Genomic DNA, 15,387 nt, shown 5'->3' with positions numbered 1-15,387 from the left:
CGCTCACACCCTCATCGCCCGATGACACCGATCCACACGATTGCCGCAATCCTTGTCCTGAGCGTCGCCGGCCTCGCGACTGCCGGTCCCGTCACCCCGCCGACCTCACCGGTGACGCCGGTCAAGGACGCGCTGCACGTGCTCGTGATCGGCGACTGGGGTCGCCACGGGCAGGAAGGGCAAAGCGAGACCGCCGGGCGACTGGCGGCGGCGGCGCGCAAGCTGGAGCCGGAGTTCATCGTCTCCACCGGCGACAATTTCTATCCGTCCGGCGTTGCCAGCGTCAGCGATCCGCACTGGCATGCCTCGTTCGAGGACGTCTACAGCGACCACGCGCTGCACGTCGATTGGAACGTGGTGCTCGGCAATCACGACTACCGCGGCAACCCGCAGGCGGAAGTCGACTACACCAAGGTCAGTCGCCGCTGGCAGTTGCCGGCGCGCTACTACAGCAAGCGCTGGAAGGTCGGAGACGACGGCAGCGTGCAGGCGCAGTTCTTCTTCATCGACACCTCGCCGATGATCGACGACTACCGGCAGCAGCCGGACAAGTACGCGGTGGCCGACCAGGACCCGGCTGCCCAGTTGCGCTGGCTCGAGACCGAGCTGGCCCAGTCGCCCGCGCGCTGGAAGATCGTGGTCGGCCATCATCCGATCTATACCGTGGGCAAGCGCAAGAAGGCGGCGGGTGGCGGCATCCAGAAGGAACTGGAAACCGCGCTGGTCCCGCTGTTCGAAAAGTACAAGGTGCAGGCATACGTCGCCGGCCATGAGCACGATCTGCAGGTGATCCGCCGCCCGGGTGGCACGGTGACCTATCTGGTGTCCGGTGCCGGCTCGGAAACCCGCGCGCTCGGCGTGCCGGATCCGAAGGATGGTCGACTGTTTGCCGTGGCCAGTGCCGGCTTCATGGCGCTGGCGCTGACGCCGAACGCGCTGACGGTGGAACTGGTCGACGCCGAAAACCGAGTGCCGTTTGCCACCACGCTGAAGCCCTGAGCGCAGCCGCCACCGATGCCGGACAAGCTGACCGTCGTCCGGGTAGGCTGACGGCATGAACGCGATTTCCCGGCCCGCCACGGCCCCGCTGCTGCTGCTCACCAGTCTCTATATCGCCCAGGGCCTGCCCTACGGCTTCTTCACCCAGGCGCTGCCGGTGCTGATGCGCGAGAACGGCGCGTCGCTGAAGGCGATCAGCGCCACCAGCCTGCTGTTTCTGCCATGGGCGCTGAAATTCCTGTGGGCGCCGCTGGTCGATCACGTCGGCACGCGGCGCGGCTGGATCGTGCCGCTGCAGTTCACCGCGGCCATCGGGGCGGCGCTGCTGGCGCTGATCGATCCGGCGCAAGGCTTCACGGCCGTGTTCGTCGCCGTGTTCCTGTTCAATGCGCTGGCGGCGATGCAGGACGTGGCGACCGATGGCCTCGCCGTGCGCCTGCTCGACACGCAGGCGCGCGGGCTTGGCAACGGCATTCAGGTCGGCGCGTACCGCATCGGCATGGTGCTCGGCGGCGGCCTGCTGCTGTGGGTCTATGCCCGCCATGGCTGGGCCGCGATGTGTCTCGGCATGTCGCTTCTGCTGGCGCTGACCTGCCTGCCGGTGCTGCTGCATCGCGAGCCCGCTGCGGACACGGGGCGTCCGCCCCGGCCGCCGGTGTCGACGCTCGCGGCGGGCTGGCTGCCGCGTCTGCGCGTGAAGGGCATGGCCGTGCTGCTGGTGCTGGTCTGCGGTTACAAGCTCGGCGATGCCATGACCTCGTCGCTGGTCGGGCCGATGCTGAAGGATGGCGGCTATTCGACCGAATCGATCGCGCTGATCAAGGGCACGTTCGGCTCGATCATGAGCATCGCCGGCGCGGCAATCGGGGGCGCGCTGGCGTTCTCGCTCGGCCGGCGGAGAGCCGTGCTGTGGTGCGGCGTGGCCCAGGGCCTGAGCCTGCTGCTCTACGTCTTCGCAGCGCAACAGATCGACAACGCCGCGCTGGTCTGGACCACCTGCATCGCCGAGCACCTGTTCGGCAGCATGGCGACGGTCGCGCTGTTCACGCTGATGATGGATGCCTCCGACCCCGAGCACGCCAGCACCGACTACACCTTGCTGGCCTGCGCCGTGGTCGTGTCGCAGGGCATCGCCGCGTTCGTCGCGGCGGCGATCGGCGATGCCTTCGGCTATGTCACCGCGTTCGGCGCCGGCTTCGCGCTGTCGGCGCTCGGCTGCGCCGCGCTAGTGCTCGCGCTCGACCGTTCGCGTGGCCCATCGCGCGTCGAAAACGTGTGGCTGCGGGCGCCGGTCCGAGCGCGCTGACGGGCGTCTGCGCCGCCGGTCAACGCAGCGTGCGCCGTCGCCTCACGGCCGGAACGGCTTGGTGTCGAAGTAGTCGCGCCACTCGTACAGCTTGCCGTCGCGGAACTTCATGATCCCCATCAGCGGGATCGACATCAGCGTGCTGCCGTCGGCGGCCACGAAGTGATCGACGCGCTCGGTCAGCACGGCGTCACCGGCTTCCGCGATGGCCAGCAGATCGACCTTGATCGCGACCAGCGGCACCTGCTTCATGAACGCTTCGAAGAATGCGATGGCCTCCGTTGGCCCGCGGGTCATCGACAGGCCGATGTTCTCGTACAGGCAGTCGTCGGCGAAGTACTCGCCGATCGACGGCAGGAAGCGGGCCGGATCCGGCCAGCGGGACATGAAGGCGAGGGCGGTATCGGTCAGGGTCATCGGCTGTAGTCCTTTCACGGGTGGCGGTGGTGACGGCGGCACGGCGGCAGCAACGGCTTCAGGTCACGACGCTCGGACCCTTGCGGCCAGTCAGTTCGTTGATCCGCACGAGCTTGTCGGCGATTGCCGCGATCGGCGCCAGCGCATCGGTCGTTGTCCAGGCGAGCTTGTCGGCGGCCGTCTCGTAGCGTTCGAGATACAGGCGGATCGTCGCGCCTTCGGTGCCGGTGCCGGACAGCCGCAGGATGATGCGCGCGGCATCGCCGAAGACGATGCGCAGGCCCTGGCCGGTGGCGACACTGCCGTCGACCGGGTCGGTGTAGCCGAACTCGTCGGCCTGCGTGATCGTCCAGTCGCCGTGAGTGACGCCGACCAGCGCCGGCAGCGCCTTGCGCAGCGTGTCGACCACCGTGTTCGCGCTGGCCACCGGCAGTTCGTCGTAGTCGTGCCGCACGTAGTAGTGACGGCCGTGGCGCGCCCAGTGCTGGCTGGCGATCTGCTGCACCGACAGGCCGGTCGTGGCGACGACATTGAGCCAGGCGAGCACGGCCCAGAGGCCGTCCTTCTCGCGCGTGTGGCTGCTGGACGTGCCGAAGCTTTCTTCGCCGCACAGCGTCAGGCGGCCGGCATCCAGCAGATTGCAGAAGAACTTCCAGCCGGTCGGCGTCTCGAAGCATTCGACCTTCAGCGCCTTGGCCACGACATCGACCGCACGGCAGGTCGGCATCGAGCGCGCCAGGCCCTTCAGGCCGCCCTTGTAGCCGGGCAGCTTGTCGAGATGGGCCGCGAGCATCGCCAGCGAATCGCCGGGCGAGATGAACAGGCCGCGGCCGAGGATCATGTTGCGGTCGCCGTCACCATCGCTGGCGGCGATCAGATCCGGCGCGTCCGGGCTCAGCGCCAGGTCGTGCAGATGCCTGGCGTAGATCAGGTTCGGGTCCGGATGGCCCCCGCCGAAGTCTTCGAGCGGCATCGCGTTGATCACGCTGGACTCCGGCGCGCCGAGCTGTTCGACGAGGATGCGCCGCGCGTAGGGCCCGGTCACCGCGTGCATGGCATCGAAGGTGATGCGGCCACCGCGCTTGAACCAGTCCCGGATCCTGTCGAAGTCGAACAGGCTCTGCTGCAGTCTGGCGTAGTCGTCGACGCTGTCGACGACGTCGATCAGCGTGTCGCCCAACTGCTGGCTGCCGCGGCGATCAAGATCGACGTTCGCGCCTTCGAAAATCCGGTAACGCGTGATCTGGCGGCTGACTTCGTAGAGCTTGCCGGTCAGCGCTTCCGGCGCCTGACCGCCGCCGGCGATGTTGAACTTGATGCCGAAGTCGCCATCCGGCCCGGCCGGGTTGTGGCTGGCGGTGAACAGCAGGCCACCGGCCGCGTTGTGCACGCGGATCAGGTTCGACGCGGCCGGTGTCGACAGGATGCCGCCCTGGCCGACGATGACCTTGGCGATCCCGTTGCCGGCGGCCATCGCGATCGCCGTGTAGATCGCCTCGCGATTGTGATACCGACCGTCGCCGCCAATGATCAGCGTCTTGCCCTTGAGACTGGCTTCGACGTCGAAGATCGACTGCAGGAAGTTCTCGAGATAGTGCGGCTGCTGGAACACGGCGACCTTCTTGCGCAAGCCGGCAGTGCCGGATTTCTGGTCGGTGTAGGGCTTCGTCGGAAGTTCGCGGATGGGCATTGACAAAGGGGTCGAAAAGGGGAGGAAAACCCGCAGGAATGAGGGTTTGTGACCACTGCGCCGGTATCTTATAGTCCGCCGCATGCACGCCGACACCACCCATTCACCCTATTGCCCCTGTTGCGGCCAACCGCGCCGGATCGCCCATCTGGTCGATCTGTACGAGCGCAGCTATCTGCTGCTGGAACGGCTGGTGCCGGAGCTGAATCTGCCGTTCGAGCGGGCCGTGTCGAAATCGCCGACCGACCTGCCGCTGGTGCTGACGGTGGTCGAACGCGCGCCGTACACCGCCGAACTGCGCCTGACCTACAAGTTCAAGGATGCCAACGGCGAGCGCCGGCTGGAGCCGGATCTCTGGATCAAGGTCTATCGCGATGCCAAGGTGGCCGAAGCGCTGGACTGCGGCAAGCGGCCGACATGGCTGGCGCAGATGTTCGGCGACACCCAGGCCCACGACTATCTCGACGACCAGTGGGGCCGCAACCACATGCTCGCGAAGTGGCTGGAGTACCTGCTCGAGCACGGCCACGGCTTCGCGATTGCCGCGCGGCCGCGGGCGCCGAAGCCGCCAGTCGCCTGATCGAGTCTGATCGGGTCTTTCCGGGCCGGTTTGCTGGTTGCCGGCCTCACCCGTCCGGTTGGCCCGCGTTCACCGCCGGCGCGTCAATCGCAGCACAGGCCGTCCGCACCGCGGTGGTCCGCGTACGTCAGCAGACGGATCGACACTGCGCGGCATGCGTTCATTGACGGACTGCTCACCTTGCGTTCACGCCGTGTCCATGCAACGACGGGCACGCTGCCGTTCCCTCATTGATGTGTCGCTGCCCGATCCACCGGATGGAGCTTTTCCGATGACTGCCCGAACCCGCTACAGCACGCCGCTGATCGCCCTGCATTGGCTGACCCTGCTGCTGATCGTCGCGACCTATTTCTTCATTCTCGTCCGCACCGAGTTCCCGAAAGGCAGCGATACCCGCCTGCTGGTGAAGACGCTGCACTTCTCGTTCGGGCTCACCGTGTTCGCGGTGGTCTGGCTGCGGCTGGCAGCCCGCTTTGCCAATGGCCCGGCACCGACGATCACCCCGGCCTTGCCGCGCTGGCAGCATCTGGCGTCGAAGGCCGCGCACGTGGCGCTGTACGGTCTGATGATCGGCATGCCGATCGGCGGCCTGCTGATCCTGAGCTTCGAAGGCGACCCGATCCCGTACTTCAATCTGTTCACGATCGCGCCACTGGTGGCGTCCGACAAGGAACTGGCCGAAGTCGTCGAGGAACTGCATGAAACCGGCGGCACCATCGGCTATTTCCTGATCGGCCTGCATGCGCTGGCCGGTCTGTATCACCACTACGTCAAGCGCGACAACACGATGGCGCGGATGCTGCCGGGGCGCGAGGCCTGAGGCGTCGGACGTCGATGGGTTATTCGATCCGGGAATTCCCGTATCAGCTCTTATTCCTTCTCGAACCGCTGCAACCGCCCTAAAGTCTCGGCTTCCTGCGCCAGACTCGACTGAACGCGTCGGCGCGCCCGATTCCGGAGGTCCCATGCCGTTCGACAGTCACACGGTTCGTCCCCAGGACGGCGCAAGCCCGTCTCCATCCGGTCCATCGCCAGAGCCCGTGGTTCCGAACGGCGGCAGCGTGGCCCCGGCGGAAGCCTGGCAGCTGGTGCGTTCCGGCGCCGTGGTGCTGGTCGATGTCCGCACGGCCGAGGAACGCAAGTTCGTCGGCCACGTGCCGGACAGCCTGCATGTGCCGTGGGCGACCGGCACCGCGCTGACCCGCAATCCGCGATTCGCGCGTGAGCTGGAAGCGAAGGTCGGCCTGCATCGGCCCACGCTGCTGCTGTGCCGCAGCGCCAAGCGTTCGGCGCTGGCGGTGGATGTGGCGCCGAAGGCCGGCTTCACCCAGATCGCCTACGTGCAGGAAGGCTTCGAGGGTGATCTCGACGAGCACGGCCAGCGCGGCCACGCCAACGGCTGGCGGCATCACGGCCTGCCGTGGCTGCAGGACTGATTCCGGTGAGTGTCGCGGAGTCGGGCCCGCACTGGGATCTGCCGACGATCGTGCGCGAACTGCGCGAGGCGCGCGAGGACTGGCGCCATCGCAGCAGTCGCGATCGTGATTCCGGCGATCGCGAATTCCCGTCGCCGGAGCGCGTGCGCGAACTGCTGCGCCTGCTGCGCGGGGCGCTGTTTCCGCTGCGGCTGGGGCCATCGGACCTGAAGCGCGAAGGCGAGGACTTCTTCGTCGGCCATGCGCTGGACCGCGCGCTGAACGGACTGGTCGAGGAAGCACGGCTGGAACTGGCCAGCCGTCGGCGCGATCACGGCGAGCACCGGCCGGGCGAGGCGCTGCAGAAGGCGCAGGCGCGCATCGCCGAGTTCGCGCGCAGCCTGCCGACGGTGCGCACGCTGCTCGATACCGACGCGGAGGCCGCGTTCCAGGGCGATCCGGCCGCGCGCAGCGTCGACGAAGTGCTGCTGTGCTACCCGGGCATCCATGCGCTGATTCACCACCGCATCGCCCATCGACTGTACGAACTCGACCTGCCGCTGCTCGCGCGGATCGTCGCCGAACTGGCGCATTCGGAAACCGGCATCGACATCCATCCGGGCGCTTCGATCGGCAAGTACTGCTTCATCGATCACGGCACCGGCGTCGTGATCGGCGAAACGGCGGTGATCGGCGATCACGTGCGGCTGTATCAGGCGGTGACGCTCGGCGCCAAGCGCTTCGAGGCCGCGGAAGACGGCAGTCTGGTCAAGGGGCAGCCGCGACATCCGGTGGTCGAGGATGATGTCGTGATCTACGCCGGCGCGACCATCCTCGGCCGCATCACCATCGGCCGCGGGTCGAGCATCGGCGGCAATGTCTGGCTGACCCGCAGCGTGCCGCTGGGCAGCCAGATCACGCAGGCGCGTTCGGAACAGGCGTCCAGCGCTTGAGTGCACCGACGATGAGTTCCGTCAGCCTGCAGCAGGCACTCGCCCGCACGCTGCGCGAGCATCGGCAACGGCTCGGCTGGTCGCAGGAACGGCTGGCTTCGACTGCCGGGCTCGATCGCAGCTACGTCGGCGACATCGAGCGCGGGGCGGTCAGCCCGACGTTGCAGACGCTGGAAAAGCTGTCGGCGGCACTGGGCATTCCGGCCTCAGAACTGATTCGAATCGATCAGGCCAGTTGATCGAACAAAAAAGTCGCAGCCTGAGGACTATGTCCCGTCGACCCTTCGTTCATGCCGGTTCAATCTAAGTTTATTCCCGAACCGATCTGACGAGGATCCCCGATGGCTGATACCGAACTCCTGCCGACCCTTGGCGACGCTGCCGCGCGCAAGCTTGCCAACACCACCAAGACCGTTGCGCAGTACTCGAACATCACGCCGCGCTGGCTGACGCATCTGCTGCAGTGGCAGCCGGTCGAAGCCGGCGTGTTCCGCGTCAACAAGGTGAAGAACCCGGCCGACATCCGCACCGCCTGTTCGGTGACCGAGTCCGGCCAGCTGCCGAACTCCTTCGTCGACTACGAGGAAAACCCCCGCGAATACTGGCTGAAGCAGGTCGCCACGCGCCTGAACATCCACACCCGCGTGTCGGACCTGTATTCCAGCCCGAACGACCAGATCAAGGAACAGCTGCGCCTGATCATCGAAACGATCAAGGAACGCCAGGAATCCGAGCTGATCAACAACCCGGACTACGGCCTCTTGGCCAACGTCGCCGAATCGCAGCGCGTGTATCCACTGACGGGTGCGCCGACGCCGGACGACATGGACGAACTGCTGACCAAGGTCTGGAAGGAGCCGGCGTTCTTCCTCGCCCATCCGCTGGCGATTGCCGCATTCGGCCGCGAGTGCACCCGCCGTGGCGTGCCGCCGCCGACGGTCAGCCTGTTCGGCTCGCAGTTCATCACCTGGCGCGGCGTGCCGCTGATTCCGAGCGACAAGCTGCCGATCGCCGACGGCAAGTCGAAGATCATCCTGATGCGCGTCGGCGAGAAGCGGCAGGGCGTGATCGGCCTGTTCCAGCCGGGGCTGCCGGGCGAGCAGAGCCCGGGCCTGTCGGTGCGCCTGATGGGCATCGACGACCATGCGGTCGCCTCGTATCTGATTTCGCTGTACTGCTCGCTGGCGGTGCTGACCGACGACGCGCTGGCGGTGCTGGAAGATGTGGAAATCAACAAGTTCCACGACTATCCCGATACCTACAAGTAAGGCGCCGAGGCTCCCATGAGTGTCTCGGGCAGCGGTCTCGACCCCGCCGCGTTGCAGGCCATGGCCAATGCGATGTTCAGTGCGCTGCCCGGCGCTGAACCGGCATTGGCTCAGGCACCGGCTGCGCCGCGCGGCCCCATCAACCTCGCTTCGCCATTGCCGCCGGGCGGCATTCCGGTGGCCGGTCACAACAATCCCCTGCCGGTGGCGACCACCCTGCCGATGACGCCGCCGATGCGGACGACGCAGCCGGGTGCCGCGGAACTGGCCGCGCCGCCGTCGTTCATCACGCCGCGCGTGCTGCCGACGCAGGCGCAGACGCCGGATCTGCATGGTCTGCAGAGCACGGTGCTGCCGGCGCTGCCGAAAGGCGGCAGCGGTTTCGCGGGCGTGCCGGAAGCTTTCGCGGCGCTGATTCCGGGTGCGGCGCCGACGCCGAACCTGTCCGACGCCGCCGTGCCGTCCGCGGTCCAGCCGCCGAGCAATCCGTACTACTTCCTCGGCGAAGCCTCGTCGACGAGTGGCGTGCCGGCAGCGCCGCCGCTGAAGCTCGATGGCCTGTCCGATCGGTTCGGACTGTCGACGCCGACGCGGGTTCCGGCGACGCCGCTGGCGACGCCATCGGCACCGTCATCGCCTTCGAGTGCGTCCGCGCCGAGCTTTTATTTCGCTGATCTCGGCGCCGCCCAACCGGCACCCACGCCGAAGGTCGCACCGGGCCGCGGCATCTTCGACGTCGCGACGATTCGCCGCGATTTCCCGATCCTGTCGACCAAGGTCAACGGCGGCAAGCCGCTGGTCTGGCTCGACAACGCCGCGACGACGCAGAAGCCGCAGTCGGTCATCGACCGCATCGCGTACTTCTACGCGCACGAGAACTCGAACATCCATCGCGCCGCGCACGAACTGGCGGCGCGGGCGACCGATGCCTACGAGGCCGCGCGCAAGAAGGTCGCGAGGTTCATCGGCGCCTCGACGCCGGACGAGATCATCTTCGTTCGCGGCACCACGGAAGCGATCAATCTGGTCGCCCAGAGCTGGGGCAAGCAGAACATCGGCGAAGGTGACGAGATCGTGATCTCGCATCTGGAGCATCACGCCAACATCGTGCCTTGGCAGATGCTGGCGGCCGAGAAGGGCGCGGTGCTGCGGGTGATCCCGGTCGACAACACCGGTCAGGTGCGGCTCGACGAATACCAGAAGCTGCTGAATCACCGGACCCGGATCGTCTCGGTGACGCAGGTCTCGAACGCGCTCGGCACCGTGGTGCCGGTCAAGGAGATCATCGATCTCGCCCATCGGGCGGGTGCCAAGGTGCTGATCGACGGCGCGCAGTCGGTGTCGCACATGAAGGTCGACGTGCAGGCGCTGGATGCCGACTTCTTCGTGTTCTCCGGCCACAAGGTGTTCGGGCCGACCGGCATCGGTGTGGTCTACGGCAAGAAGGAAATCCTCGAACACACGCCGCCGTACCAGGGCGGCGGCAACATGATCCAGGACGTGACCTTCGAGAAGACCGTCTACCACGGCCCGCCGGCGCGCTTCGAAGCGGGCACCGGCAACATCGCCGATGCGGTGGGGCTGGGTGCGGCGATCGACTACGTCGAGCGCATCGGCATCGAGAACATCGCCCGCGCGGAGCATGACCTGCTGGAGTACGGCACCGATCTGCTGTGCCGGATTCCGGGGCTGTGCATGATCGGCACCGCCGCCCACAAGACCAGCGTGATGAGTTTCGTGCTCGACGGTTTCACGACCAACGAAGTCGGGCAGGCATTGTCCGAAGAAGGCATCGCGGTGCGCACCGGCCATCACTGTGCGCAGCCGATCCTGCGCCGCTTCGGGCTGGAGTTCACGGTGCGGCCGAGTCTGGCCTTCTACAACACGTTCGAGGAACTCGACCTGCTCGCCGACACGGTGCGGCGGCTGGCGCAGACGCGTCGACGCGGCTGAAGGCAAGGCGATCGCAGGTCTGGATCAATCCGGACCTGCGACCGGTTCACTCCGTCGAGAACAGTCCCACCTCGCGGCTGAAGGCCTGCGCCTTGTAGCTGTCGACCAGGGCCTTGTCCGGGCAATCGTCGAGCGCGCCGTCGCAGAGCTGGCGCATGGCCGACAGCGCGCTGAAATACTCGTCCTTCGCGACGCCGCCGATGTCGGTGACGAGGCTCGGCATGAAGGCGATGTCCATCAACTTCATCTTCGGGATCTTCGGCACGACCAGATTGCTGCGCACCTGAAATTGCGTGACGTTCTTCGGTTCCGGCAAATCGAAACGGTACGGCGGCGAATCCTGCTCGTAATAGGCCTGATGGTCGCCGAACCACGCGAACACGGCAGGCCGTGCGCCTTTGTCGAACAGGAACTGGTCCATGTCGGCGATGGCCTGATCCAGCGTCACCAGGCGGCCGATGTAGTCCGTCAGCCGCGCGGCAAGGTTCTTCGGAATGCCGGTCTTGTCGAGGTTGTACTGGATGCGCGTGAACTTCGAATACGGCGCGTGTTCCTTGACCGACAGCAGATAGACGAACAGGGGCTGCGCGCCGTTCGGGCCGGCACGGTGCTCGCGGATGATCTTCTGCGCGGCTGCCCCCATGCGGTCGGTGTCGGCGATGTCCCATTCGTCGCCCGGGAAGCGATCGTACTCGTGGAAATCGCGCAGGGTCAGCACGGTATCCGCACCCATCGTTTCGTAGGTGCGCCCCGCGCCGTAGAAGCGCTTGAACGTCGGCATCAGCACCACGGTGCGATAGCCCTGTGCCTTCAGCAGCTTGAACAGGTTGGTCTCGGTCTTCGGGCCGATCGTCGTGAACACGAGGCTGCGGCGCGCGCCGAAGTCGTCCGGCACCAGCCCGGTCAGCACCGAGAACTCCGACAGCCAGGTCTTGCCGCCGAACGTGTGCGTGCGCAGCAGGCCGCTCGCGCGTGTCTGCGGGCTCGGGTCGAACATCGCGAGCTTCGGCAGCCTGGCCCCCGGCAGCTTGAAATTGCGGACGTCGAAGGTCGATTCGTTCAGCCACAGCACGATGTCCGGCGTCTGCGGCGCTTCATCGGGGCTGACCACGGGCAGCTGGCCGCGTCGCGCGATGAAGATCGATGGATCGCCGGCGTGCGTCGGCAGCTCGAACGAAAACATCTGGAACGAGAACAGCAGCCGGCCGAGCACACCGCAGCGATGCCCGGGGCCGCAGTCGGCATCGTCAAGCCAGACTTCCCACTGGTGATGGTGTCGCGACTGGTACAGCAGGCCGACGAGTCCGATCGCCAGCGCCAGCGACGCCAGCCGCAGCTTGGCTGCGACCGGCTTCTGGCGCCGCGCCGCCCAGACCGCATCGATCACCAGCAAGCTGGCGCCGAACACGAACAGGCTCAGCACGCCGTAGATGCGCGGATACTGGCGCACGATGGTCCAGTTCGCCGGCTCGGAAATGAAGGCCCAGTCGGCCACGATCAGCCGCGTGTAGAAGTACTTGAGCTTCAACTCGCCCATGCCGTAGACGAACAGCGCGACCGCGGACGCGATCGACAGGCTCCAGACCCAGCGCCCGGTCAGCGCCAGCATCACGGTGAACGGCACGAGGAACAGACTGAGGTTGATCGGCACGCACAGCGCATCGTCGCTGTACTGCACCGAGACGTAGATCGCGCCGGCCGCCAGCAGCCAGCGCAGCGCGAACAGCATCCGGCGCGCGACGACCGTCGCGCGGCTTGCGGCCTCGTTCATCGGATGCGTCCGACGGTGGCGGTACGCGAGCTTTCGCGGCGGAATTGCGCCCGATACGCGGCTGCGGCGCTCACGCGGCGTCGATCAGCGCCAGCAGCTCGGCGGTCTTCGCGTCCATCAGCGCCGGATTGGCGCGCGACTCGACATTCAGGCGCAGCACCGGCTCGGTGTTCGAGCCGCGGAGGTTGAAGCGCCATTGATCAAAGGCGATCGAGAGGCCATCGACCTTCTCGACCCGCGCGCCCGGCAGGCCGGCATAGACGGCTTCGACCTTCGCGATCGTGCCCTTCACATCGGCGACCTTGCGGTTGATCTCGCCCGAGGCCGGGAACTTGGCCTGACGGTCCTCGACCAGTTGCGACAGGGTCTTGCCGCTCGCCGAGATCAGCCCGGCCACCAGCAGCCACGGGATGTTGCCGTTGTCGCAGTAGGCGAAATCGCGGAAGTAGTGATGGGCGCTCATCTCGCCACCGTAAATCGCGTTCTCGAGGCGCATGCGCTCCTTGATGAAGGCGTGGCCGGTCTTCGACTGGATCGGTCGCCCGCCGGCCGTTTCGACCATGTCGACCGTGTTCCAGGTCAGGCGTGGGTCGTGGATGATCTTCGCGCCAGGCTCCAGCTTCAGCATCGCTTCGGCGAGCAGCCCGACGATGTAGTAACCCTCGATGAAGCCGCCCTTCTCGTCGAACAGGAAGCAGCGGTCGAAGTCGCCGTCCCAGGCCACGCCGAAGTCCGCACCGTGCTCGATCACCGCTGCGGAGGTCGCCGAGCGCATCTCCGGCAGCAGCGGGTTGGGGATGCCGTTCGGGAACGTGCCGTCCGGCTCGTGATGGATCTTGATGAACGCGAACGGCAGATGTGGCTCCAGCGCGTCGATCACCAGACCCGCCGAGCCGTTGCCGGCATCGACGACGATCTTCAGCGGTTTCAGAACCTTCGGATCGACATAGCCGAGCAGGTGCTCGACGTAGTCCGGGCGGTAGTCGTGATGGGTGCGCTTGGCTTCGCCGGATGGCGCCTTGGCCGTCGAGGCCGCGGTGGCTTCTTCCAGCGCCCGCAGGCCGGTGTCGCCGGAGATCGGGATCGCACCGCCCTTGACCAGCTTCATGCCGTTGAAGTCCATCGGGTTGTGGCTGGCCGTGACCATGATGCCGCCGTCGATGCCCGGCTGGAACGACGCGAAGTAGACCTCTTCGGTGCCCCCGAGGCCGATGTCGACGACTTCGACACCGCCCTCGACCAGACCGTGCGCCAGCGCGTTGAGCAGTTCACCGCTGGACAGGCGCACGTCGCGGCCGAGCGCGACGCGCTTCGGGCTGAACGCGGCGGCATAGGCCAGGCCGAGTCGATAGGCGACATCGACATTCAATTCATCCGGCACGCGGCCGCGAATGTCGTAAGCCTTGAAGCAGGGGAGGCGCAGGGTCATGGTCGGGTGGTCAAAAAACGAGCAGAGTCAATTGGCTGCAAGACGGCGGCCAACGCAAATTATGCTTGAGCTTTGGGTGGCACGAGACGACAATCCGCGCTGGTCCGCGCCGGTGCCCCCGCGACGGCAAGCCGTGAACCCCGCCAGGCCCGGAAGGGAGCAACGGTAGCGGTGCAGACGGGTGCCGGGGTGTCGCTGGCGCGGGCCTTCAGAATTTGCAGCAACCACCACGGCTCGCTCAGGCGGGCCGTTGTCGTTTTCGCGATCGAGCGGTCGGTCGGCGGCCGGGTCGTGCGTTCGATCCGTGGAGCCTTCGTTGCCGCCAGCGTGGTCTTCAAGCTCGGGTTGCCGCGTTCGCTGAACGATCAATGGCGCGGCCCCACCAGAGGCTGCGGTCTCGCCGGCAAACGGGTGCATGCCGCCGGCCGACGGGACCACGCCCAGCGCGTCGGTGATGGGCGTGCACGGACGGTGTCTGCGCCATCGCGGCATACCGCTTGCGCTGCGAACGTCGACTAAGGCCGGTTTTCTGCCTGACGCAGCAATAGCGCCACGCCACCTTTCTTGAACTCCGGGATCAAGGTCACGCTGGCGCCGAGGTCGCGCTGCAGGTCCGGAATCCGGTCCAGCTTCACGAACACCAGTTCGCCGGGTTCCGGCAGGCGGTTCGGGGTGACGGCGCCGCGGTACACGCTGAACGTCGGCAGATAAGTGCGATAGCTGACGGTCATCGCACCGATTTCCTTGGCGCGCACGGCCGCTTCCTGAGTCGGCACCTGCTGTGCGGCGGCCAGCACCGGCACCACGCCGAACCAGACCAGCATCGACAGCGCCAGCCCGGAGCCGAGCAGCGCCTGCCACGCCGGCACCGAGCGCCGGACGAGCAGGGTGACGATCACCGCGAGAACGATGACGCTGAGGATCGTGTAGTCGCGCTCGAACGAACTGGCCGCCAGCGACAGGATGCCGGCTTCGTACGGGCGGCTCGGGTCGATCGGAATCTGCGGCAGCACCCACGGCAGGCTCGCGAGCAGCAAGGTGAACAGCAGCACCGGCAGCAGCGTCCAGACCTTGGCCGGCAGCCGGTCCCAGGCGCGGCCGAACAGGATGAACAGCGGCGTGCAGCCGTACAGCAGATAGTGCGGCAACTGCGTGCCCGAGAACGAAAAGAACACGAACACGAACGCGAACCACAGCAGCAGATAGGTATCAAGCGGATCCGGTCGGCGGACGCGCGCGAAGACGCCCGGCAGCAGCGCGGTGAACGGCATGACGATGAACGGCAGCGCCGCGGCGTAGTACCAGCGCTTGCCGCCGTGGCCCTGCAGGGTCGAGCCGTAGCGGGTCAGGTTGTGGTCGAACAGGAAGTGGAAGAAGAAATCGGTCTGGCCGGTCGCGGCCAGCGGCGCCATCCAGACCGCGACGACGGCGAGGAACACCAGCCAGCCGAACGGATCGAACGCGGCCTTGAGCCAGTCCAGCGGTCGACGCTGCGTGGCGTAGAACACGGCGCTGATGATCACCGGCAGCGCCACGGCGATCGGTCCCTTGGTCAGGAAGCCCAAGCCCATCCACAGGTAGGCGCGCAGCAGGCGAGGGCGTGTCG

The 15,387-nt window shown here is 66.8% G+C and carries 13 protein-coding genes, 1 other RNA gene and 1 pseudogene; 10 read left to right on the top strand and 5 right to left on the bottom strand.

The genetic code is table 11. The features are described from left to right. The first annotated feature begins 21 nt into the window (after window positions 1-21). Both QZ951_RS16745 and QZ951_RS16740 read left to right on the top strand, forming a co-directional pair. Complete coding sequence (locus tag QZ951_RS16745) at window positions 22-999, top strand: tartrate-resistant acid phosphatase type 5 family protein (protein WP_293002656.1); 978 nt, start codon at window positions 22-24, stop codon at window positions 997-999. Between the two features lie 55 nt (window positions 1,000-1,054). Continuing rightward, the gene (locus QZ951_RS16740; protein WP_293002654.1) at window positions 1,055-2,305 is read left to right on the top strand and encodes an MFS transporter; all 1,251 of its coding nucleotides are present in this window, start codon (window positions 1,055-1,057) and stop codon (window positions 2,303-2,305) included. Window positions 2,306-2,347: 42 nt separating this feature from the next. Here the strand turns inward: QZ951_RS16740 and QZ951_RS16735 are convergent, their stop codons facing one another. Continuing rightward, entirely contained in the window at window positions 2,348-2,722 is a 375-nt protein-coding gene (locus QZ951_RS16735) for a limonene-1,2-epoxide hydrolase family protein (protein ID WP_293002652.1), read from the bottom strand. A gap of 58 nt (window positions 2,723-2,780) precedes the next feature. Beyond that, window positions 2,781-4,412: an alpha-D-glucose phosphate-specific phosphoglucomutase gene (locus tag QZ951_RS16730; protein WP_293002650.1), complete on the bottom strand. Its 1,632-nt coding sequence runs from the start codon at window positions 4,410-4,412 to the stop codon at window positions 2,781-2,783. An 82-nt stretch (window positions 4,413-4,494) separates the two neighbouring features. Between QZ951_RS16730 and QZ951_RS16725 the strand changes: the two genes are divergently transcribed. The 7 genes from QZ951_RS16725 (at window position 4,495) to QZ951_RS16695 (ending at window position 10,581) form a co-directional block, all read left to right on the top strand. Then, window positions 4,495-4,992 (top strand): DUF1249 domain-containing protein, encoded by a 498-nt coding sequence (locus QZ951_RS16725; RefSeq protein ID WP_293002648.1) that lies wholly within the window; start codon window positions 4,495-4,497, stop codon window positions 4,990-4,992. 271 nt (window positions 4,993-5,263) lie between these two features. Further along, the gene (locus tag QZ951_RS16720) at window positions 5,264-5,812 is read left to right on the top strand and encodes a cytochrome b (RefSeq protein WP_293002646.1); all 549 of its coding nucleotides are present in this window, start codon (window positions 5,264-5,266) and stop codon (window positions 5,810-5,812) included. 220 nt (window positions 5,813-6,032) lie between these two features. Then, window positions 6,033-6,428: a rhodanese-like domain-containing protein gene (locus QZ951_RS16715; protein WP_293002644.1), complete on the top strand. Its 396-nt coding sequence runs from the start codon at window positions 6,033-6,035 to the stop codon at window positions 6,426-6,428. Window positions 6,429-6,433: 5 nt separating this feature from the next. Continuing rightward, window positions 6,434-7,360 carry a serine O-acetyltransferase EpsC gene (gene epsC / locus QZ951_RS16710; protein WP_293002642.1) on the top strand — a complete coding sequence of 309 codons (927 nt, stop codon included), beginning with the start codon at window positions 6,434-6,436 and terminating at the stop codon, window positions 7,358-7,360. An 11-nt stretch (window positions 7,361-7,371) separates the two neighbouring features. Continuing rightward, entirely contained in the window at window positions 7,372-7,599 is a 228-nt protein-coding gene (locus tag QZ951_RS16705; protein WP_293002640.1) for a helix-turn-helix transcriptional regulator, read from the top strand. Between the two features lie 102 nt (window positions 7,600-7,701). Continuing rightward, on the top strand, window positions 7,702-8,628 hold the full coding sequence (locus QZ951_RS16700; RefSeq protein ID WP_293002638.1) for a family 2A encapsulin nanocompartment shell protein: 927 nt from the start codon (window positions 7,702-7,704) through the stop codon (window positions 8,626-8,628). 15 nt (window positions 8,629-8,643) lie between these two features. Beyond that, window positions 8,644-10,581: a family 2A encapsulin nanocompartment cargo protein cysteine desulfurase gene (locus QZ951_RS16695; protein WP_293002636.1), complete on the top strand. Its 1,938-nt coding sequence runs from the start codon at window positions 8,644-8,646 to the stop codon at window positions 10,579-10,581. A gap of 46 nt (window positions 10,582-10,627) precedes the next feature. Here the strand turns inward: QZ951_RS16695 and QZ951_RS16690 are convergent, their stop codons facing one another. Next, window positions 10,628-12,352 (bottom strand): sulfatase-like hydrolase/transferase, encoded by a 1,725-nt coding sequence (locus tag QZ951_RS16690; RefSeq protein ID WP_293002634.1) that lies wholly within the window; start codon window positions 12,350-12,352, stop codon window positions 10,628-10,630. 70 nt (window positions 12,353-12,422) lie between these two features. Continuing rightward, window positions 12,423-13,781: a phosphomannomutase gene (locus QZ951_RS16685; protein ID WP_293002632.1), complete on the bottom strand. Its 1,359-nt coding sequence runs from the start codon at window positions 13,779-13,781 to the stop codon at window positions 12,423-12,425. Between the two features lie 107 nt (window positions 13,782-13,888). Here QZ951_RS16685 and ffs point away from each other — a divergent pair. Beyond that, window positions 13,889-13,979, top strand: an RNA gene (gene ffs / locus QZ951_RS16680) — signal recognition particle sRNA small type. Window positions 13,980-14,296: 317 nt separating this feature from the next. On the opposite strand, the pseudogene QZ951_RS16675 reads toward ffs, so the two are convergent. Next, a pseudogene (locus tag QZ951_RS16675) lies at window positions 14,297-15,387 on the bottom strand (glycosyltransferase family 39 protein); the annotation flags it as partial.

It is taken from the genome of Nevskia sp. (assembly GCF_021732705.1).
Classification (GTDB): Bacteria; Pseudomonadota; Gammaproteobacteria; order Nevskiales; family Nevskiaceae; genus Nevskia.
Note: the sequence above shows the minus strand (reverse complement) of the source record. Positions and strands in the feature narration are given on the sequence as shown.